The sequence below is a fragment of the Larkinella sp. VNQ87 genome (assembly GCF_049445795.1).
GTDB lineage: Bacteria > Bacteroidota > Bacteroidia > Cytophagales > Spirosomataceae > Larkinella.
Genome location: NZ_JBMSDT010000018.1, coordinates 34,180 through 56,238, shown reverse-complemented (window position 1 = coordinate 56,238; position 22,059 = coordinate 34,180). Strand labels below are relative to the sequence as shown.

At 55.9% G+C, this 22,059-nt stretch carries 15 protein-coding genes; 10 read left to right on the top strand and 5 right to left on the bottom strand.

Annotated elements, in window-relative coordinates:
* Positions 1–36: 36 nt before the first annotated feature.
* The 3 genes from ACO2Q8_RS26070 (at position 37) to ACO2Q8_RS26060 (ending at position 8,704) form a co-directional block, all read left to right on the top strand.
* The gene (locus ACO2Q8_RS26070) at positions 37–3,459 is read left to right on the top strand and encodes a DUF7133 domain-containing protein (RefSeq protein ID WP_423347828.1); all 3,423 of its coding nucleotides are present in this window, start codon (positions 37–39) and stop codon (positions 3,457–3,459) included.
* Between the two features lie 428 nt (positions 3,460–3,887).
* On the top strand, positions 3,888–6,968 hold the full coding sequence (locus ACO2Q8_RS26065; RefSeq protein WP_423347827.1) for a CotH kinase family protein: 3,081 nt from the start codon (positions 3,888–3,890) through the stop codon (positions 6,966–6,968).
* Positions 6,969–7,363: 395 nt separating this feature from the next.
* Positions 7,364–8,704, top strand: coding sequence for an agmatine deiminase family protein (locus tag ACO2Q8_RS26060; RefSeq protein ID WP_423347826.1), 1,341 nt, complete (start codon positions 7,364–7,366; stop codon positions 8,702–8,704).
* Positions 8,705–8,777: 73 nt separating this feature from the next.
* Here ACO2Q8_RS26060 and ACO2Q8_RS26055 read toward each other — a convergent pair whose 3' ends face one another.
* Positions 8,778–9,494 (bottom strand): LytR/AlgR family response regulator transcription factor, encoded by a 717-nt coding sequence (locus tag ACO2Q8_RS26055; protein ID WP_423347825.1) that lies wholly within the window; start codon positions 9,492–9,494, stop codon positions 8,778–8,780.
* Positions 9,463–10,602, bottom strand: a complete 1,140-nt coding sequence (locus tag ACO2Q8_RS26050) for a sensor histidine kinase (RefSeq protein WP_423347824.1) — start codon at positions 10,600–10,602, stop codon at positions 9,463–9,465. Before ACO2Q8_RS26050 ends, ACO2Q8_RS26055 begins: the two co-directional genes overlap by 32 nt.
* 182 nt (positions 10,603–10,784) lie before the next feature.
* Here ACO2Q8_RS26050 and ACO2Q8_RS26045 point away from each other — a divergent pair, with 182 nt between their 5' ends.
* Together ACO2Q8_RS26045 and ACO2Q8_RS26040 are read left to right on the top strand one after the other, a co-directional pair.
* Positions 10,785–11,249: a (2Fe-2S)-binding protein gene (locus ACO2Q8_RS26045; protein ID WP_423347823.1), complete on the top strand. Its 465-nt coding sequence runs from the start codon at positions 10,785–10,787 to the stop codon at positions 11,247–11,249.
* Between the two features lie 12 nt (positions 11,250–11,261).
* Positions 11,262–13,406 carry a molybdopterin cofactor-binding domain-containing protein gene (locus ACO2Q8_RS26040; protein ID WP_423347822.1) on the top strand — a complete coding sequence of 715 codons (2,145 nt, stop codon included), beginning with the start codon at positions 11,262–11,264 and terminating at the stop codon, positions 13,404–13,406.
* A 133-nt stretch (positions 13,407–13,539) separates the two neighbouring features.
* Here ACO2Q8_RS26040 and ACO2Q8_RS26035 read toward each other — a convergent pair whose 3' ends face one another.
* Together ACO2Q8_RS26035 and ACO2Q8_RS26030 are read right to left on the bottom strand one after the other, a co-directional pair.
* Positions 13,540–13,746, bottom strand: coding sequence for a helix-turn-helix transcriptional regulator (locus ACO2Q8_RS26035; RefSeq protein ID WP_423347821.1), 207 nt, complete (start codon positions 13,744–13,746; stop codon positions 13,540–13,542).
* A gap of 10 nt (positions 13,747–13,756) precedes the next feature.
* Positions 13,757–14,098 carry a hypothetical protein gene (locus ACO2Q8_RS26030; protein WP_423347820.1) on the bottom strand — a complete coding sequence of 114 codons (342 nt, stop codon included), beginning with the start codon at positions 14,096–14,098 and terminating at the stop codon, positions 13,757–13,759.
* Positions 14,099–14,374: 276 nt separating this feature from the next.
* On the opposite strand from ACO2Q8_RS26030, the gene ACO2Q8_RS26025 reads away from it, so the two are divergent.
* The gene (locus tag ACO2Q8_RS26025) at positions 14,375–15,400 is read left to right on the top strand and encodes a sensor histidine kinase (protein WP_423347819.1); all 1,026 of its coding nucleotides are present in this window, start codon (positions 14,375–14,377) and stop codon (positions 15,398–15,400) included.
* A 20-nt stretch (positions 15,401–15,420) separates the two neighbouring features.
* On the opposite strand, the gene ACO2Q8_RS26020 is transcribed toward ACO2Q8_RS26025, so the two are convergent.
* Positions 15,421–16,401 carry a c-type cytochrome gene (locus tag ACO2Q8_RS26020; RefSeq protein WP_423347818.1) on the bottom strand — a complete coding sequence of 327 codons (981 nt, stop codon included), beginning with the start codon at positions 16,399–16,401 and terminating at the stop codon, positions 15,421–15,423.
* Between the two features lie 294 nt (positions 16,402–16,695).
* On the opposite strand from ACO2Q8_RS26020, the gene ACO2Q8_RS26015 reads away from it, so the two are divergent.
* The 4 genes from ACO2Q8_RS26015 (at position 16,696) to ACO2Q8_RS26000 (ending at position 22,002) form a co-directional block, all read left to right on the top strand.
* Entirely contained in the window at positions 16,696–17,277 is a 582-nt protein-coding gene (locus ACO2Q8_RS26015; protein ID WP_423347817.1) for a DUF7010 family protein, read from the top strand.
* 46 nt (positions 17,278–17,323) lie between these two features.
* A complete protein-coding gene (locus tag ACO2Q8_RS26010; protein ID WP_423347816.1) occupies positions 17,324–18,328 on the top strand; it encodes a sensor histidine kinase in 1,005 nt (334 codons plus the stop codon).
* 124 nt (positions 18,329–18,452) lie between these two features.
* Positions 18,453–18,986 carry an isopentenyl-diphosphate Delta-isomerase gene (gene idi / locus ACO2Q8_RS26005; RefSeq protein ID WP_423347815.1) on the top strand — a complete coding sequence of 178 codons (534 nt, stop codon included), beginning with the start codon at positions 18,453–18,455 and terminating at the stop codon, positions 18,984–18,986.
* A gap of 229 nt (positions 18,987–19,215) precedes the next feature.
* Positions 19,216–22,002 carry a DUF1553 domain-containing protein gene (locus ACO2Q8_RS26000; RefSeq protein WP_423347814.1) on the top strand — a complete coding sequence of 929 codons (2,787 nt, stop codon included), beginning with the start codon at positions 19,216–19,218 and terminating at the stop codon, positions 22,000–22,002.
* Positions 22,003–22,059: the final 57 nt, after the last annotated feature.

The window sequence follows — 22,059 nt, the reverse complement described above, 5'->3', positions numbered from 1 at the left end:
CAAATCGCTTTTTACTACGTCAACTAACCTTTACCCATGCCTCTGCATACACGCGTTCGAACACCTCTGCTCCTATCCGGCGTCTTCGCCGTTGCGGTGGTGTCCTGCATGAAAATGAATCCGTCCCGTTCGTCCAAAACCGACAGCGCTCCGCTGGTGGTTCAGGAAGACCCCGCCCAGGCCAAAGCCCGCGCGAAGGAAATTCGGGACAACACCGTCGTCAAACTGGCCGACGGCCTGAAACTGGACCTCTGGGCGTCCGACTCGCTGGCTCCCGACCCCGTTGCCATGTCCATCGACGACCAGGGCCGGGTGTACCTCACGCGGACCAACCGCCAGAAAAACTCCGAATTTGACATTCGCGGCCACCGCGACTGGATGACGCCCTCCATCGCGCTGAAAACCGTGGAAGACCGGCGGGCCTTTCTGCGGAAAACCTTCGCGCCCGAGAAAAGCAAGGAAAACGAGTGGCTGAAAGACCTCAACGAAGACGGTAGCCACGACTGGAAGGATCTCGCCGTCGAAAAAGATGAGGTCTGGCGGCTCGAAGACACCAGTGGCGACGGCGTCGCCGACAAAGCCACCCGAATTCTCAACGACTTTTTTGAGGAAGTCTCCGACGTAGCGGGCGGGTTGCTGATTCGGGCGCAGGACGCTTTTGTCGCCATCGCCCCCGATCTGTGGCGGCTCAAAGACTCCAACGGCGACGGCATACTGGACCAGAAAACGTCCATCAGCCACGGATACGCGGTTCACATCGGTTTTGGCGGTCACGGCATGTCGAACCCCATCGAAGGGCCGGATGGCAAAATTTACTGGAACATCGGCGACATTGGAGCCAACATCACCACCAAAGAGGGCGTCAACCACAACCGTTCCAACGAAGGAATCATTGCCCGCTCGAACCCGGACGGCTCTGATTTTGAAGTCTTTGCGGGCGGTTTGCGCAACACCCACGAGTTTGTGTTCGACGAATACGGCAACCTGATCAGTTCGGACAACGACGGCGACCACCCCGGTGAAAGCGAGCGGCTGGTCCACATCGTGGAAGGCTCCGACGCGGGCTGGCGCTCCAACTGGCAATATGGGAAGTACACCGATCCGAAGAACAACAGCTACAAGGTCTGGATGGACGAAAAACTGTACAAACCCCGCTGGGACGGTCAGGCAGCTTACATCATTCCGCCGATTCAGAACTTCCACAACGGTCCGACCGGCATGGTGTACAACCCCGGCACGGCCCTGGGTTCAGCCTGGAAAAACAAGTTCTTTCTGGTTGAATTCGTCGGAAACCCGGCCCGTTCGCCCATCTGGTCCTTCGGTCTGAAGCCCAAAGGCGCGTCGTTTGTGCTCGATGGGGAGCAAAACATTCTGAATGGCATTTTGCCCACCGGCATCCGGTTTGGTCCCGACGGCGCGCTGTACATCGCCGACTGGATCAACGGCTGGGACACCAAAAACTACGGCCGGGTCTGGAAACTGGACGTGACCGACGACAAAAACGACCTGAAAGCCCTGCGCGCCGAGACGAAGCGGCTGATGACGCTGGATTACGGCACGCAAACCGAAGACATGCTCTTCTCGCTGCTGTCGAACCCCGACATGCGGATTCGGCAGAAAGCCCAGTTTGAACTCGTCAACCGGGGGGCTAAAGGAGCGCCGTTCCTGCAAAAAGCCATCGCCCAAACCGGCAACCAACTGGCTCGTATTCACGGTATTTGGGGGATGGGCCAACTGCTCCGTCAGGACAAGTCGCAGGCGGCTGCACTGCTGCCCCTGCTCAAAGACGCCGATCTTGAAATTGTGGCCCAAACCGCCAAAGTCTTCGGCGATGCCGCCACGCCCGAAGCCGGTCCGGCTCTGGTGCCGTTGCTGACGAGCCAGAACCCGCGCGTCCGGTTTTTCAGTGCTCAGGCGCTGGGCCGCATCAAATACCAGCCCGCCGTCGAGCCGCTGCTGAATCTGATCAAAGCCAACAACGACGAAGATGTGTACCTGCGCCACGCGGCCGTGCTGGCCCTGTCGCGCATTGGACAAGTGGAGCCGATCGTGGCCCTGGCCAACAACCCGAACAAATCACTCCGGCTGGCTGCGGTTTTGGTGCTGCGCCGGTTGAGCAACGAGAAGGTGGCCCTGTTTCTGAAAGATCAGGACGAATACATCGCGACGGAAGCCGCCCGTGCCATCAACGACGACCTGTCCATCGAAGCGGCATTGCCTGCGCTGGCGGCTGCGCTGAACGACACCCGGTTTACATCGGAACCGCTGCTGCGCCGGGCCATCAACGCCTGCCTGCGCGTCGGCGGTGATGAGCAACTAAACATGCTGCTGGCGTTTGCCAAACGAAAAGACGTTACGAAGGAACTGCGGGCCGAAGCGCTGGCCACCTTGGCTACCTGGGCCAACCCGTCGGTTCTCGACCGGGTCGATGGACGGTACCGGGGCGTTGTGGAACGCAACCCGGCCGTGGTGAAAGCCAAGGTACAACCGCAGATCGACGCTTTTTTGCAGGATTCGGACCCGGCGGTACTGGTAGCGACGGCCCAGATGATGAGCAACCTGGGGTTGTCGGAGCAGGCAGGTAGCCTGGCCAAAATCATGGCGGAAAGTTCGTCGGCGGAGGTGCGGTCGGCTATGCTGACGGCCTTGCAGCAACTGAATTACCGCGACATGGAATCGGTGATCAAGAAGGGCATGAACGACGCGGACGCGGATGTCAGGACCACGGCCCTCGGGCTGGTGAGCGGACTCAATTTGTCAGCCGACGCGTTGGCGGAGGTGTCGAAACCCATCTTTGAGAAAGGAAGTGTTCGGGAGCAGCAGCAACTGCTGCGCGTATTGGGCGGTATGCCGGTGACAAAAACTGAGCCGATTCTGGCCGGACTGATCGACCGGATGGCGGCTAAACAACTCCCGCCGAGCCTGGCGCTGGAACTGGGCGAAGCCGTGGAAGCGTCGAAATCCGCAACGCTTCTGGCGAAGATGGCTCCGTTGAAAGGAACCGGCAACACGCTGGCCGAGTTTCAGGATGCCCTGTTTGGCGGGAATGCGATGGCCGGTCGCCGAATTTTCAATACCAACTCCACGGCGCAGTGCGTTCGTTGCCACGCCATCGGTGGCCAGGGCGGGGCGGTTGGGCCGTCGCTGAACGGCATCGGCAGCGTGCTGACCCGCGAACAACTGCTCCAGGCCCTGATCGAACCGAGCGCCCGGCTGGCCCCCGGTTTTGGCATGGTTTCGCTGACGCTGAAAGACGGACAAACCGTCACGGGCATCCTGGCCGAAGAAACCCAGCACGAACTCGTGCTGAAAACCACCGAAGCCGAACCGTTGAAAGTGCCGGTCGCTCGCATCGACAAGCGCGAAAACCTGCCATCGAGCATGCCGCCGATGGGGACGATTCTGTCGAAACGCGAGATTCGGGATGTGGTCGAATTTCTGGCGAGTTTAAAGAAGTAACGAAGGTTTTATTTCCATCGTACCAATCATTAAACGCAGCGATGATCAGAGTTATCGCTGCGTTTTTATTTGTCAATCGATCAAATAGATACGTCTGTCAAATCTGCTTATTTGTTTGTATAAGTAAAATAATTAACTAATGTCTTGGCTAATTCTTCAAAAAACAGCAATCTCAGCTAAATACAAATAATTACTTATAATTTAATAATATTCTGTATGTTTACGAATCTATCAACTTTACCAGAATTATTCCATTTCTGCGCAACGACACCTTATTTATCTTAAGCCAAACACCGATGACAAAACAGAAATTTACCAGACTACAGAAATGCTTTTTTATCTACGCACTCAGTTTTATCTTCTCCCTATCGCCCATTCTTGCTCAACATGTTGAAATACCTTCCGGGCGTTATCAGATTGACAATAATTTGAAATTAATCGTCTGCAACCAGATTCCTTCTTTTCCGGACGGTCAATCGCTTCCGACGCTTCGGTTTGACAAAGATTACACCTTCACGCAGGCTGTCAGTACGTTTGAAACCGGGAAAGCCTATAAAGTAAAAAATGGGAGCAACACATTCACTTTATATTTCACCCATTTTCCGCTGATTGAGATCAAAACAGAAGGCGCTCAAACCATCAGCAATACCGACGAGCGTACGAAGGGCGTTTTCACGCTGGCAAACGGCAGCGATGCACTTTTCTCGGCGCCGATGGGCATTCGAAATCGGGGAAACATTTCGCGTAAGTTTCCAAAAAAGTCCTATAACATGGAGCTTTGGAAAGATCCGAACGGCGATGATGAACTGGAAACGTCGCTGCTGAACATGCGTAAAGACAGCAAGTGGTACCTTTTGGCGATGTATAACGAACCGCTGCGGCTCAATAACGCCACCTCGCATGCTCTGTGGCTGAATATGCACAAACTCTACTACGCCAACCAGGAAGCCGATGCCAATTCAGCGATTCGAACCCGCTACTGCGACGTGTTCATTAATAACCGGTATGCAGGCATTTATCTGTTCACCGAACCAATGGATCGCAAACAACTAAAGCTAAAAAAAACCGGCGATAATGGCGAAATACGGGGCGAATTATACAAAGCGGATGGCTGGTCGGATGCCACTTTGTATAAGGGTTTACCAGCCCCTCCCTCAAAACCAACGGATGAAGTTTGGGCCGAATGGGAAATGGATTATCCGGACCCCTATTGGAACAATCTGTATGAATTAATTAAATTCATCACGAAATCACCCGTTGATGAATTTAAAAATACTGTTTCGCAAAAATTACGACTCGATAACCTGGCTGATTATTTTATTTTCCACAACCTACTCAATGCTACGGACAACTTTGGTAATAACCAATTTCTTGCCCGCTATAAAGAAGGACAACCGTATTTTTTAATTGCCTGGGATCTGGACGGCACCTTTGGGTATAGTACCCTGGCCGAACGATCGGAAGACACGCGTTTTATCAGCACAAACGGGCTTTTTGAGCGTTTGCTTACACTTAATCCCGACGGTTTTAAGAGCAAACTGCGCAACCGGTGGTTTGCGCTACGTCGCAATGAGTTTTCGTTTCCAATGCTGAAAAGTAAACTTACCGCCAATTATGATTTGCTAACAGCCGAAGGTGCCTACACACGCGAAGCCACAAAATGGCCCGGAACCGTCCGAACCACCGATTTGTCGACGGTGACTACTTGGCTGGAAGCCCGGCTGAAATTTCTGGACGAATACTTCGCGCTGTTCCCGGAAACAGAACCCGGTTTCAGCCTTACTTCCTTTCACGGTGAAGTCGACGGGTCGGGCAAAAGCCTGAAGTGGGCAAGCTACCGAGAACCGGGTATTAAGGAGTTCGACCTCGAATTTAGCACCGATGGCAGCAATTTCACCAAAGTAACGACGCTACCGGCCACCGGCGACGAACAAACGGGGCAGACTTATACGTACCGGCACGAAGACGTCACTGCGCTGGCGTTTTACCGCCTGAAAATCGTCGCCGACGACAATGGTTCAAGCTACAGCCCGTCCATCCAGATTGGCCTGAATAGTTGCCCAGACGCGCCGTCGGCGCCCACCATCAGCACCAACCTGACCGATCTGACCGAAGGGCAAACCGCTGTGCTAACCGCCAGCGGCTGCGTCGAAACCGTGGTCTGGAGTACGGGACAAACCGGTTTTTCAATTCAGGTAAACCCAGCAGTCAGCACACTGTACACGGCGAAATGCCGGAAAGCTGCAGGCTGCGAAAGCAATCCGTCCGCTCCCGTCAAAGTTAATGTTTACCCCAACGGATCGCTGCCGGGTAATTTTGAAGGCTACCTGGGCGGCATTGACTGCAATTCACTCCGGGGCTGGGTCTGGGACCGCAACAAACCGAACAGCGCTCTGTACGTCGAACTGCTCGACGGGGAACAGGTCATTGCTACAGTCATAGCCGATGATTTCCGCCAGGATCTGAAGAATGCGGGAAAAGGAAACGGGATTCACGGGTTTACGTTCTCCATCCCCGAAACCCTGAAAGACAACCAGCAACATACGCTCAGCGGCCGGGTGCTCGGTACCAACTACATCCTGAAAGATTCGCCCAAAAAGCTGACCTGCCAGGGCGCACCCCAACCGCCCACCAACCAGCGCCCGGTGGCACCGGCGGTAGCTCAGCTGACGGCCAAGGTCAACACCCCGTTTAGCGCGACACTCCCCGCCTTTACCGACCCGGATTCGCCCGCGCTGACGTACACGCTGACGGGTTTACCGGAGGAACTGACGTTTACGGCCAGCACACGGACCATCAGCGGAACGCCCACAACCACCGCGACGTTCAGTTTGACTTACACCGCCAGCGACGGCGCGCTGGCCGGTTCGGTGACATTCACGCTAACCGTTTCGGATCAATCGACTCCTCCGCCGACTGTAACCGGGAACTTCGAAGGCTATCTGGACAAGGTGGAATGCGGATCGATTCGCGGCTGGGTCTGGGACCGCAACAAGCCCAACGAAGCCCTGACGGTTGAGTTTTTTGCCAACGATCAATCCATCGGAACCACCAAAGCCGACATTTTCCGGCAGGACATCAAGGATGCGGGCAAGGGCAACGGCTACCACGTCTACAATTTTACGACGCCCGCCAGTGTCAAAACCGGGCAAACCGTGCAAATCAGTGCGAAGGTCCAAAACAGCACGTTTGTCTTGAAACAGGCTCCCAAGCCACTGAACTGTGCACCCAACAGCCGCCTGGGCGTCGCGGTTGAAAAGGAAGCCGACCTTCTGGTTACGCCCAACCCAACCACGGGTGAGTTTGAGATTCATTTTTATACGGCCACCCACTCGGTTAGCGAGTTGTCGGTGGTCGACGAAGCGGGCCGGTCGTGGTACCGGAAAACGCTGGAAGGCATCGGGGCGCAACGCCAGAAAGTGCGGCTTTTGGGTGTCAGAGGCACCTTTTCGGTGATACTTCGGCAAGAAAAGCAGGTCCGCAGCCGGAAAATTCTGGTTATCCCTTAAACCGGTTAAGCCATTGCCACCAACGGACGATGAGCCGGTCATTCAATGGAAGGCGCTACAATGATGTAGCGCCTTTTTCATAAAAAACCGGCCACAAGCTAGCCGGTTTGGAAACGATCAACGTGTATGTGCTACTGCTGGCAGCTTCTCTCCTGGCAGCATTCCAAGAACGGAAGCCGATGCGAAAAGGTACCCTTCCAAAACGACGCTCCGGCACGACATGACCGTTTGCTCATTCGTCCCGTTACCGATTCGTTTGAGGGCCAGACCGGCTGTTTTCATCCCTTCCCCCGGCTGTATACCGCCCCCGGCTTTCGTCGTCCGCTAGCTTTGTAATCACTTCGACGCCAACAGATGCGTCATTTCTTTTATCCACAACAACAAATCAATCGAACATGAAACGATCCTTCGTTCGCGTACTGGTACTGGCGGCTTTGCCTTTTTTACTTCCCAATTGCCAGAACACCAATTCTGACGTAGATCCCAATGCTTCCGGTGCCAATTCCTACTATGTGCCCGCCGAGTTTGAATCGTTAGCGTCCATCTGGCTGTCGGCCCCGACAACCGACTACAAACTGGGGCTTTCGATGCTGAACGTACAGGCCGAGATGATTAAGGAAATTATTCCGACCTCGACCAAAATTGATTACGCCATCAACTCGCCCGCCGATGCCGACGCCCTGAAAGCGGCTTTGATTGGTAAGGGTGTTTCGCCAGCCGCCATCGATGCTGCGGTAAAATTTCACACGGTTTCGCACGGCGACTTGTGGATTCGGGATACGGGCGGAACGTTCCTGAAAAACAAAAAGGGCGGTTATCAGGTGGTGGATTTCGACTTCGACGCCTACCGGACAGAGGCCTACCTTAGTGCCGAATCCAACGCCATTTACCAGCTTGACAACGATGTATCGCACGGAACCGGCGCGGCCAAGGGTGCCACCGTGGTCAGTTCTCCGCTGATTGCGGAAGGAGGCAACCTGCACTTCAACGGTAAAGGCACGGTGATCGCCGTCAAGAAATCGTTGCTGGCGAGCAATCCGACGATGACACTCGACCAGATTGAAGCCGAACTAAAACGGGTTTTCAATCTCAAAAAAGTGATTTTCCTGAACGAAAATACCGGAACCGACGCACACCCGGTGCTGGAAGCGCCCAAATTCATCAAGCGAAAACCGTATTTCAACTTTGGTGTCTGGCACGCCGACGAGATGGTTTCCTGGATTAATTCCAATACGGTTCTGCTGGCTCAGGTTCCTTTCACCGAGTTGAGCGAAGGCAATCCGTTCACGCAGCAATCGTACCAGGCACTCGAAGATGCCTATCAGGTGCTGGTCAACTCCACGGATCAGGACGGCAATCCCATCAAAGTCATCCGGGCGCCGGAACCCAGTCCGATTGCGGTTGAACTGAATCCGGGCGATTTAATGTATGAGTCGTTGAAAGAAATGAAGGGACTGGAACATTTCCCCGCCAACCGCGCTCCGATTCAGTTTGTGCTGGCGGCCAGTTACATGAATTACGTGGTCACGAACGATGTCGTTTTGATTCCGAAATTCTACAAACCCGGGCGGGACGCCGATTTGCAGCAAAAGGATGAAGCCTTTAAACAACTGATCCTGAAGCTGTATCCGAACCGCAAAGTCGTTCAGATCGACGTCGATGCCATTACGGTCGGTGGTGGGGGTATGCACTGCATCACCCAGCAGGTTCCGGCTCCCGAAAAAGAACGCCGGTAAGCGGTTTTCGGCCGAACGTGTCTCTGTCATCCGAACAAAAACCGGGTGCCGGAGACGCGTCATTTTCTGGAAATCAACCGCGCAGGGCGGTTTTCAACTTGCTCAGTCCCGCCCGGCTGACGGGCAGTTCAACGCCCTGGGTGGTGACAAGATGCGTAGCCTCGACGGTCTGAATCGCCCGCAGCGCCACCAGCACCGTGCGGTGAATCCGGATGAATCCGGTGGATTCCAGGCGGTTTTCCAGCGCGTTCATCGACTGCCGGAGCAGGTATTTTTTCGGACCAACATGCACAGAAGTGTAATAGTCCAGCGACCGGATGTAGTCGATCTGCCCAACCGGAATGCGCTCGGTGCCGCGCCGGGTTTTCACCGAAACGGCCGTCAGCGGGGGTTCATCGGCTGTTTGTAGCGCCTGCTGGCCGCGCGCGTAGGCTTTGGCCCGCCGGAGGGTTTGGTGCAGGTCGTCGTCGGTAAACGGTTTGAGCAGGTAATCAATCGCCCTGACCTGAAATGCTTTCAGGGCGTGTTCTTCGTAAGCCGTGACAAACACAACCACGGGCTGTACGGTTTCGAGCACCTGTTGCAGCAGTTCAAACCCGTCGAGTTGGGGCATCTGAATGTCCAGAAACAGCACATCCGGTCTTAGCATCCGAATCTGGTCGACGGCCTGCTGCCCGATGGCGTACGTGCCGACCACCTCCACGTCCGGGTCCTGCGCAACCAGGAAACAAAGCCCCTCGCGCGCCAGCGGTTCGTCGTCAATGATGCAGACTCGCAACGGTTTCGACATGGGTTTCGCTTCGGGTAATAGGGAGATGGATCGAAATTTCGGTGCCTTCGTTCGGGGCGCTGACGATTCGGAAGCGGGCGTTGCCGCCGTAAATTTTCGCCAGCCGCTGGGTTGTGTTTTCCAGCCCAATGCCCCGCCGGACGCGCCCGGCATCGAAACCGCAGCCATTGTCACGGATCTGAATCACCAGCCTGTCGCCCTCCGCTTCGATCCGAACCGCAATCCGGCAATCCGATCCCGGCTCCCGAAAACCGTGCCGGAGCGCATTTTCGACCAGCGGTTGCAGCAGCAAATCCGGCACCAGCACCGAGCCCAATTCCGGCGAAACCGCTACGTCATACTGAAACCGACCCCGAAACCGCACCTGCTCAATCGACAGATAGCGTTGCAGGTTCGTCAGTTCCTGTTCGACCGAAACCAGTTGCGTTGCGCTGGTTTTCAGGTATTCCCGCAGCAGGTGGCCCAGCGACGCCAGCGTTTGCGTCGCCTGTTCGGGCTGCTGCACCCGGATGAGCATGCTGACGGTGTTGAGCGCGTTGAACAGGAAATGCGGGTTCAACTGCATTTTCAGAATCTGCAATTCGGCTTCGGTCAGTTGTTTTTCCAGCAACAGCGTCTGCTCCCGGTTTCGGCGGTAGGTGTCGTACCAACTCCAGCCGTTGGCCAGCAGCAGCACCAGTCCGTACAGCACGTACTGGAAGAAAAACCAGGCCCGCGAGTAGGCCGCCAGATGGTGTTGCCAACCGACGGTGTCGCAGCACGAATACCACACCCAGCGCACCGACCCGAGCGCCAGAATATGCAGCACGGCCAGCGCCGTCGCCACGCCCAGGTGCAGACCCACCCAGCGCCACCCGCCCGTTTGCGGAAGTGGAAACCGGTTGTTCAGATTCAGAATCAGCAGGCTATAGCCGCTCCAGAGCAGAAAATTCGGCACCTGATCGACCAACGTGCCCCAGAAACTACAGCTAATGCCTTCCAGCGAAAAAAACAAATATTGCTGCACCCCATAGAGTATACCCAGGACGAGCCAGCCCGCCACCAGCCCGAAGGGAACGGTTTTCCGGTTTAGTCCGGGCGAATCGATCGCGGGAAAAGAAGGCGTCATAGGTGGCTGAAACCGCGTGCTTTTTGACGGAAAATTACGCGAAGGCGAAACGGAAAACAACGGTGCCGTTGGCGGCTCCCTGCAAAAACCGGGGTCTTCCCTGCAAAAGCTTTCAGAAAACCGCCCTGTATCTGCTTCTTCACCTTCACAACCAACCTGTTTTCCCTGTTTCGTTCCTACGTATGCCTTCTTTCACCCTGACTGTAAACCGCCAGCGCGTAACGGTAGACGTGCCAGCCGATACGCCCCTGCTGTGGGTCTTGCGCGACGAGCTGAACCTGACCGGCACCAAATACGGCTGCGGACAGGGATTGTGCGGAGCCTGCACGGTTCATCTGAACGGCACCGCCATTCGCTCCTGCCAGACGCCCGTAACCGCCTGTACCCAGGCGCCCATCACGACCATCGAGGGGCTGGCGCAAAATGGGTTACACCCGGTTCAGCAGGCTTGGATCGCCGTCGATGTACCCCAGTGCGGTTATTGCCAGACCGGGCAGATCATGACCGCTGTCGCCCTGCTGGCGAAAAAACCGCAGCCGACCGATGCCGAACTGGACGCAGCCATGAGCGGCAATCTATGCCGCTGCGGCACCTACGTCCGCATCCGGAAGGCCATCAAACTCGCCATTCAAAAACCGCACGACTAAGCCCGACCCACCATGAGCAAGCTTTCCAATCCGTCGGTCAGTCGCCGGGGGTTCATCAAAATCAGTTCGCTGGCGGGTGTTGGCCTGGTGGTCGGCGTGCAGTTTGCCACCGCGCGAACCGCCCAGCCACCCGCCGAAATCACGTTTGAGCCGAATATCTACATCAAGATCAGCAATACCGGCAAAATCATTATCCTGAACAAAAATCCGGAGATCGGGCAGGGCATTTCGACGGCCTTACCGATGCTGATTGCGGAAGAACTGGAAGCCGACTGGCAGCAGATTGAGGTGCAACAAGCCCCGTTGAATGCCCAATATGGCGACCAGAGTACGGCGGGCAGCAGCGCCCTGCGCAACAATTACGAACTGCTCCGGAAAGCCGGGGCCGCCGTGCGCGAGGCCCTGATCGAGGTAGCCGCCAAACGCTGGGCGGTGCCGCTGGATGCCTGTTTTGCCAAAGCAAGTGTCGTGTACCGAAAAGGAACCGACCAAAAATTCAGCTACGCCGAACTGGTCGACGACACGATCAGCCGGACGATTACGCCGGAGTTCCCGACGCTGAAAAACGCCACCGACTTCACGCTGATCGGCAAACCGGTCAAGGGTGTCGAAACACCGAATATTGTAACCGGCAAAACCCGGTTTGGGCTGGATACCCGCCCGAAAGATACTTTGATTGCCGTCGTGGAGCGGTGCCCGGTTTTTAAGGGAAAGGTCAAACGGTTTGATGCGTCAGCGGCTCAGGCGGTGCCGGGAGTGGTGCAGGTGGTCGAACTGAGCGCGGAAAAATACAATCTGGCGGGCGTCGCCATCATTGCCAAAAACACCTGGGCGGCTTTGAAAGGAAAGAAAGCCCTGACGGTGGAGTGGGATTTTCAGGGCGCGGAAACCGAATCGGACGAAACCATTCACCGGAAAATGGAGGCTGAATTTCAAAAACCGGCCAACAAACCCCGGCGCAACGAGGGTGATGTGGAAAAAGCGTTTGCCGCCTGTACGAAGCAACTCGAAGCGACCTACGACGTTCCGTTCTGGGCCCATGCCACGATGGAACCGATGAACTACGTGGCCGACGTGCAGCCCGATCGCGTAACGCTCGTCGGCCCCACGCAAGTGCCCAAAGCCGTGCAGGACCGGGCCGTGGAAATTACCGGCCTGCCCGCCGACAAGATTTCGGTGACCATGACGCGGGCCGGGGGCGGTTTTGGTCGGCGGCTCGAAACCGATTACGCGACGGAGGCTTTGCTGCTTTCCAAACAACTCGGAAAACCGGTGCAGGTGGTCTGGACGCGGGAGGATGATTTGCAGCACGATGTCTACAACGCCCGGGGCCGCTGCTGGCTGAAAGGCGGTCTGGATGCGAACAACAACTTGGTTGCCTGGCAGGCCAAAGCCGCAAACTTTTTCTGGCCGGACAGCTTCCCAGCCGGGCTGGTGCCCAATTGCCGGATCGATACCGTCTGGGTGAATACGAACATTCCGCTGGGGGCCTGGCGCGGGCCGGGGCACAACGTGACGGCCTTTTACCTCCAGTCGTTTCTGGACGAACTGGCGACGCTGGCGGGGAAAAATCCGGTCGATTTTCAACGCGAACTGCTCGGCGCGGGCGACCGGCGTTTTGCCCAGAATACCTACGGAAACAAGGTCTTCAGCACGGCCCGCATGCGGAAAGTGATCGAACTGGTGGCCGAAAAATCCGGTTGGTATCAGCCCGCGCCCAAAGGGCAGTTTCGGGGTTTTGCGAGCCACTACACGTTCGGCACCTACGTCGCCCAGGTCATCACGCTGTCAATGCCCTCACCGACGACGGTGCGAATCGAGAAGGTCGTAGCCGCCGTCGACTGCGGGCGGGTAATCAACCCCAACGGCGCGACGGCCCAACTGGAAGGCGGCATTATCGACGGACTAAGCGTGGCACTTAACGGGGCCATCCACATCGAGGGCGGTCGGGTGAAGGAAAGCAATTTTCACGACTACCCGCTGCTGCGGTTCAACGCGGCTCCGGCGGCCATCGACGTGCATTTTGTTCCGAGCGAGGAGCATCCGATGGGTCTGGGCGAAATGGGCCTGCCGCCGGTGATTCCGGCCCTCTGCAACGCCCTGTTTGCCGCCACCGGGAAGCGCATCCGTAGCCTGCCGATCCGGCTGGGGGCTTAAACCTGTCAGCGGTCACAGACCCTGACAGGGCGTGAACTGAATCAACCGCTGACAGGGTCTTTTCATAACCTCTGGAAATGACCGGCGGTTCGGGCGCGGGTCGTTTAGTCTTCACAAACCGTCAAAGATAGCACTACTTCCAATCCGTTTCTTCCAAAATGAACAGTTGCTCAACGGTGGTATTGAACACAAACGCCATTTTCAACGCCAGGAACGTGGACGGAACAAACTTCCCGATTTCAATGGAGTTAATCGTTTGCCTCGACACGTTTACTTTATCCGCCAGTTCGGCCTGCGTCATGTTGTGTTTAGCCCGTTCCACTTTTAACGTGTTTTTCATTTCGATCGGGTTATTTCCAGGAAAGGTATAACCGTACATAATAGATGATGAGCGCCAACGCAAAAACCAGGATCAGAAAATAGTTAATATCGTTCAGTTGGAACGAAATCAACCCATGCGCATACAGATTCGAACTGAGCAGCTTGAAGCCATAGCCAAGAATTAAAGCCATGGAAGTCGAAGAAGCCTTTAAAAGAACGGCCCGTTCATCTTCCCGTTTCTCTTTGCTAACAAATACCGTAAACAACCCGACGAGCAGCGGCAATTCCGAACCCGCTGTCTGATCGACCAGAACCGTCACAATACCGATTCCAATCAACAAAAGACCCGCGTAGTTTATGAGGTGATGCATGGGGAGAAGAAGGTTAGTAAACTTGGCCAAAAGTAATTAATACACGACATTAAGACAAGTAAACTTTACTTTTTTGAGCGAATTATTGACGAAAACACCCGGTTTACGGACGTGCGTCGGTATCCCCCTGAGTGCCTGCATGTTGTTTTTACAAAAGAGATGCAGCTCCCTGGCGGCCTAGCTCCGATTCGGCCCGAATGGGGGCACGGAAACACGTATTAATTTATTAGTGAAATTTTGTAGCTTTGAAGTAACTGCGCGGCAAGCAGTTATGGTATGAAAATTCGCTCTTACTCTCGGTACGACTGGCTTTTACAGATTTGTGTTGTCCCGTTGTTTATCAGCATTTTGAACTGGCTGTTACTCGGCAACGACTATTGGCACGACGGGCGGGTGCTAGCGTTGGCAACCGGCCTGGCCTTCCTCAGTTCGATGATCAACTGGTACGTCAACAACAGCATCGCCATCCGGATAAACGAACTGCACCCTGACCCCAATGATTACGTGGTTCGGGCGATTCGGCGGTTTCTGATTTGTTCGCTTAGCTCGTGCCTGCACGTTACGATGCTTTTTTTCGTCTATTGGTTCATCAACATGCCCGGTTTTGAACCGGAGATCAGTCGGCTCGCGCTCTGTCTGGTGTTCACCACCATCATCGTGGCCATCGTGGTCATCACGTACGAAAGCATGGATACGTTCGGGCAGTGGCAACAATCGCGGCAGGAGATCGATACGCTCAGCAAGGCGCAGCTTCAGGCCCAACTCGACACGCTGCGTCAGCAGGTCAATCCGCACTTTCTGTTCAACAGCCTGAACTCGCTCACAGCCCTGATCAGTGAAAATCCGCAGAAAGCTGAAGTGTTTGCCGAGGAGCTTAGCTCCGTGTACCGATATCTGCTCCGCAGCAACGAACGACCCCTGACGCCCCTGGAAACCGAACTGGAGTTTATCCAATCGTATTACCACCTGCTGAAAACCCGCCACGGCGATGCATTGTCGCTGGTGACCCGCATCCGGCCCGGCGCGGAAGCCCTGCAACTGCCGCCCCTGACGCTGCAACTGCTCGTGGAGAATGCCGTCAAACACAACATCATCCTGCCCGAACAACCGCTCCGCATTATCCTGACCGCCGACGAACAGCAATTGACCGTCAGCAACAATTTGCAGCGCAAAAACAGCCGACCGCTCTCCAACGGCATCGGGCTGACCAATATTTTCAGTAAATACCAGATGCTCGGACAACCCCTGCCCACCATTGAAGACGATGGACAGGAGTTTCGGGTTACGTTGCCGCTGGTCTGAGCGTCAGACCCGCTCAGCCTTTATTTTTCCGCCAGTTGCACCTCGGCGTTCTTCTGCGCAATGTCGTTTTTGATTTTCGGAACCGTTTTCAGGAATTCGTAAATCGCCCCGACTTCCTGATCGGACAACATCGGGCGCGGAAACATCGGTTGCCGCAAAATGGAGCCATCGGGCCGGACGCCGGTCTTGACCACCCGGATAAATTGCTCCTTCGTGTATTTTTTGGCAATTCCGGTTTGGTCGTCGAACGTCAGATTGGCCGTAAACACCGATTTGCCTTCGTTATCTTTCATCTCGATTCCCCCGCCATAATAGCCTTTGCTCCGCTCCGGATGCGTTTTACTTTGATCAATCATGTCGCCCGAATGGCAGCTATAACAGTCGCCGATAGCATCGGCCGTATACCGGCCCAATGCCACTTCATCCGTGCTATCGGGCAGCGAAACCAGTTTGGGCGAATACGAGAGCGGTTTCATCAGCGTGTGCGTCAGCAACTTGGAAACCAAGCTCAACTCCGATTCGGGTGCTTCCGCCCCGGCAGGCTGTACCGGAAAGCGGTCGGAACGCAACCAGGCGACCACGGACTTCATATCTTCGTCGGCCATGTTGGGGTACTGCGGCATAATGGGGGCATACGTTCCGTCGCGCCGGACACCGGTCCGCAGGAAATAAATCAACTCGCCGTCGGTCCAGTTGCCGATGCCTTTCTCCTTGTCCTGGGTAATATTTTTGGAATACAGGGTACCAAACAGCGCCGGCACTTCGGCCAGGTGCTTGCCGGTCAGGCGGTTTTCGTTGTCGGCATGGCAGGCCATGCACTGAATCTGGGCGATCACTTCGCCCCGGGCGATGCGGGCGGGCGTTTTTTCGACGGTCACTTCCGGAATGACGGGCGGGTCGTAGGCCGGAACGCCCACGATGGCTACGTAAGCGCAAAAACCGCCAGCCAGCGCCAGTATACAGCCTAATCCGAGGCCAATGTACTTGAAGACTTTTTTCATGGTATTTGTTGTTTGAAACGGACGTGTTAACAGGTTCGACCGGAACCGCCGTAAAATTGCGCAGTCCGAACGTGCCTATCCTATTGCCAAGGGACTGAAACGGAACATCCCCGGCATGAAGCGTCAAAAAGTTGCCTTCATGACTCACCGCTGTTCCCAACCCGGTTTCTCATGCGGATTGCTGCCTCCGGATGCGCTGTCACTTCATCGGCGGCATCTTCCGTTTCAGCGCAAACAGGCCTCCGAAAGGTTGTCCGGGCATTTACTTTTGGCCCATCAAACTTTCTGATCGCTATGAATTTTACTGAATTACTTGACCGGGAACGACGGCATGTTTTTATCAGCAGCAACGGTGGTATTGCCTTACCCGCTGCCGGAGCCATCTACTGGCTGGCGCTGGGCGTTGCCGGTTTTTACCTCAGACCGGGGCTTTGGATGCTGGTTGCGTTTTCCGCCAGCGGTCTTATTTTCCCACTGGGTTTATGGTTGCAAAAACCGCTACGGGCCAACCTGATGCTAAAAAGTCCGCTGGCGGGGTTGGTCGGCCCGGCGCTGCTGTCGATGATGCTCAGTTGGCCCGTCACGATTGCCGCATCGGGCGTCCATTCTTCCCTGGCTCCACTGGCGCTGGCCATCGGCATGAGTCTACACTGGCCCGCCATCGGCTGGCTTTTCAACTGCCGGGTCTGCCACGCTCATGCCCTGGTTCGGGTGCTGGTTGTTACGGCAATCTGGTACGGTTTTCCGGCGGAACGGTTTACAGCGGTGCCGCTTGCCGTTGCCCTGGTGTATGTCCTGACCGTCTGGGGACTGATCCGATCCGTAACCCATATCCGCCAGCAACACGCGCCAACTATCCTTGAATCAACGGAATGACAAAAACCGTACCTTACGGATCAACTTCGTTTGACCCAACCTGATTATGAAAGGCAGTTGGTCTGCTTACGTGGGCATCCCGGCCTGGATTCTGCTCGTAAACCTGCTCAATCTCGGGCGGTATCGCTACAATTGGACGACGTACTGGACTACGTCGCTGCTGGTGATCCTGTATATTTTTCTGTTCTGGTATGCCGGTTTGTGGTGGGTAAAACAGGTTCAGACCCGGTTTCCGGCCATGCACCTGACCCGGCAGCGGATGCTGCTGACGTTTGGCGGCTATCTGCTCGGCGTCCTGAGCATTCAGGCGCTGCTGTTATTTTTGCTAAGTCGGTCGGGGCTGCTCAACTGGACCGTGTCACCGGCCGTTTATGCCTGGCAGGCGGTTGCCGGGTTGCTGGCCGTCGGCATTACCGGCGGCATTTATGAATTCACGTATTACTTTGGCCTTTACCGCCAGGCCGTCGACGAAACGAAAGCGTCGCAGAAAGCGCTCTTCGCCAGTCAGTTGGAAACACTACGCCAGCAAGTCAATCCGCATTTTCTGTTCAATAGCCTCAACATTCTCGATTCACTGATTGAAGAAAACCCGCCCCAGGCCCGCCAGTTTCTGGAAGAATTGAGTACGGTTTACCGCTACCTGCTCCGCGCCAACGACCAGCCTTTGACCGATCTTGGTTCCGAACTCGACTTTATTCAATCCTATTTTCACCTGCTCAAAACCCGGTATGGGAACGCCCTGACGCTGATTCTGCAAGTCAGGTCCGGTACGGAAGCCTGCCAGTTACCCCCGCTGACGCTGCAACTGCTAATCGAAAATGCCGTTAAGCATAACATCATCCTGCCGGACCAACCCCTGACCATTCGGCTCTCGACCGACGAAAACCGCCACCTGATCGTCAGCAACAACCTCCAGCGAAAACCCAGCCGACCGCTTTCCAACGGGGTCGGTTTGAGCAACATTCTGACCAAATACCGGATGCTGGGCTACTCTTTACCCCGCATCGAAGACGACGGCCGGGAGTTCCGGGTGATCTTGCCGCTCGTCTGAAAACCGGTCCTTTTGTCAGGGCCTCGTTTTTATTTTCGGCCCCGGCGTTGTAGATTGGCCTTTCATGAAACATTAACCGGGTTCTCCCGTTCTTATTTTTGATTACCCATCGTCAACGAACCCCATGATCAACTCTTCGGCTGCTTCTCCGTTTGTTTTGCTTGTGAATGAACAGGATGAAATCCTGGGCACCGCCGAAAAGCTGGCCGTACACCAGACCGGCGACCTGCACCGGGCGTTTTCGGTGCTGGTGTTCAACGAACAGGGCGAGTTTCTGCTGCAACAACGGGCCGATGGGAAATACCACTCCGGCGGTTTGTGGTCGAACACCTGCTGCGGGCACCCGACCGAACCCGGCAACACGGCGACCCAGGCCGAACAGCGGCTGTTTGAAGAAATGGGCTTCCGCACCCCGCTGGAACCGCTGTTGCAGTTCCAATACCGGGCCGAATTACCCAACGGTCTGATCGAGCACGAGTTAGACCACGTTTTCGTCGGCCAGTATGCGGGCGACGTTCCCTTCAACCCCGAGGAAGTGCAGGCCATTCGCTGGATCAGCCCGGATCTACTGGCAGCCGAGATGGCCAACAAGCCCGAAGCGTTCACGGCCTGGTTCCGGATGCTGGTGCCGCAGCTTCAGGGCACGACACTGCCGTAAAGCCGGTTTTGGGGACCAAACGTACTTAACTTTTTTCGGAGGATCGGTAGCAAAGTGGGCTAAGTTTGTTCTGTACTGCCGTCCTGTGCGCTGGCTACTGTTTCCGAATTCCATCCAATGTCGATAAAAAACTCGTTTCTTGCTTAAACGACAGTATTTTACGACCTTCCCACTCTTTTACACTTGATAATAAGTTTGCTCTACCTTCGTTCCGGTACGTCCTGTTCCTATGAAGTCCCTGTTTCGATCCGGTCTGGCCCTGGGGGTGTTGTTTACGCTGACGTCGGTGGCCTGGCTGAGCTTTCGGGAAGAACGGGTCGACTTCAATACGCAGATCAAACCGCTGCTCAACAAACACTGCATTGCCTGCCACGGGGGTGTTAAAAAAGCCTCTAATTTCAGTCTGCTGTTCGAACATGAAGCCCTGTCACCAGCCAAATCCGGCAAACTGGCCATCGTGCCCGGCGATGCCGACGCCAGCGAACTCATCCGGCGGCTGACGCTGGCGGACCCGGAGGAACGAATGCCGCTGGACGCGCCCCCGCTGAAACCCGACGAAATCGAACTGCTCCGCACCTGGATCGACCAGGGAGCCGACTGGGGCAAACACTGGGCGTACCAACGCATCGAAAAACCGGATGTCCCCCAGATCGGCACATTCTGGTCGCGGCTCGGCTTGGCAGAAAATGACGAATTGAAATGGGTCAAAAACGAAATCGACCCGTTTGTGCTGGCGAAGCCCCGACCCGAAGGACTGAAACCGTCGCCCGAAGCCGACCGGGTGACGCTCATCCGCCGGGTGTCGCTCGATCTGACGGGCCTGCCACCCACGGAAAAAGAAGTCGCTGACTTTGTGGCCGATTCCTCCCCGAACGCGTACGAGAAAGTCGTGAACCGGCTGCTGGCGTCTCCGGCCTACGGCGAACGCTGGGCAGGGCTATGGCTGGATCTGGCCCGCTATGCCGACACCAAAGGCTACGAGGCCGATCTGTCGCGCCCGATGTGGCGCTACCGCGACTGGCTCATCAAGGCCTTCAACGACGACAAACCGTTCAATGAATTCACCATCGAACAACTGGCTGGCGATCTAGTAGTCGATCCGAACGGCAAGCGCGACGATAGCGAATCCTTACTCGATAACGCCCTGATTGCGACGGCATTTCACCGTAACACGATGACCAACGACGAGGGCGGCACGCAGGACGAGGAATTCCGGGTAGCCGCCGTTATCGATCGCGTCAATACGACCTGGGATGTCTGGCAGGGTACCACCTTCGGCTGCGTCCAGTGCCACAGCCACCCGTACGACCCGTTTGTACACGAGGATTATTACCGGTACATGGCTTTCTTCAACAACACCCGCGACGAGGATGTGCCCAGCGATACGCCCACCCTGCGGTTTTACAAGGAAGCCGATTCGTTGAAACTGCAGGAAATGAAGGATTGGATTGCTCAACAGCAGATTGACACTCAACAAAAAGTAGATTTTCTGCGGTTTCTGCGATTAACGGAGCCGAAAGTCAATTCGCACAGCTTTGACCAGTATGTCAATGCCTCGCTGATGGGCGCTATGTACACCGCCATCCAGCACGGGGGTTCGGCGCGCATCAGAAACCAGGAATTAACCAACAAAAACCGCCTGATTATTGCCTGGGGTACCAGGGCCAAAAATGCTCTGATCACAGTGCATCAGGACAGCATAACCGGTCCGGTTTTGCTGCAACAACCCGTTTCGAAAACCGGCAGTCCGTGGAAGGACACCACGCTGGTGCTGGCCCTGCCGCCGGTTTCGGGTCGGCACCATTTGTATTTAACACTCGATAGCCCGAAAGAGCCGCAGGAATGGGTGATGGTGAAATGGGTGGCCTTACAGGCTGCACTCCCCGGCCAGCCCAAAACCGCCCTCGGCCCCAAGGACCACCAACTAATCGAACTGCTGAACGTCAAAGTCGACCTGCTGCCCGTGATGCAGGACGGAACCGGGGATCAGGTGCGGGATACACACGTTTTTGAACGCGGGAACTGGCTTGTCAAGGGGAGAAAAGTGACGCCCGACGTGCCGAAGTCGCTCCCGCCGATGCCCGCGCATTTACCCAAAAACCGTCTGGGGCTGGCCCTTTGGATGACCAGTCGGGAGCACCCCCTGACGGCGCGGGTGGCTGTCAACCGGTTTTGGGAACAACTCTTTGGCACCGGCCTGGTCGAAACCGTCGAGGACATTGGCACGCAGGGGGCTTCGCCCACCCACTGCGAACTGCTCGACTGGCTGGCCGTGGCGTTTATGGAAACCGACAGGTGGAGCGTTAAGAAACTGCTGAAACGGATGGTCATGTCGGCTACCTACCGCCAGCGTTCCCAAGCGTCGCCCGAAGCCCTGGCCCACGATCCCGGCAATGCGTTGCTGATGCGCGGCCCGCGCGTCCGGCTGAGTGCCGAACAGGTTCGCGATCAGATGCTGGCTGTTAGTGGCTTACTAAGCCGGAAACAGTTTGGCCCCAGCGTGATGCCGGTGCAACCCGACGGCATCTGGCAGTCGCCCTATAGCGGGGAAAGCTGGAAACTGAGTCAGGGCGAAGACCGGTATCGCCGGGCGTTGTACACCTACTGGAAGCGCACGGCCCCGTATCCGTCAATGATTACGTTCGACAGTCCCAGCCGGGAGTTTTGCCAGTTGCGCCGACTGCGGACGAACACGCCGTTGCAAGCGCTCGTGACGCTCAACGACCCGGTGTATGTCGAAGCCGCCCAACACCTGGCCGACTGGATGCGGTATCAGGGTAAAACGGCTGAACAACAAATTCAGGCCGGTTTTCGACGAATCATGTTACGACCGTTGCCACCCGGCAAACTGGCCGTTTTGACGAAACTCTACCGAACGACGCAGACGCACTACCGCCAACAGCCCGACGAAGCCCGAAAGCTGCTGGCCTGTGAAGAAGCCACACCCGAACTGGCCGCCCTGACCGCGACCGCCAACGTCCTGCTGAACCTGGATGAAGTGGTGACGAAGGAGTGAAATGTAGACAAAAGAGGTGAGACAAGAGCGGAAAGACCGACCGAACCATTGCTTTTC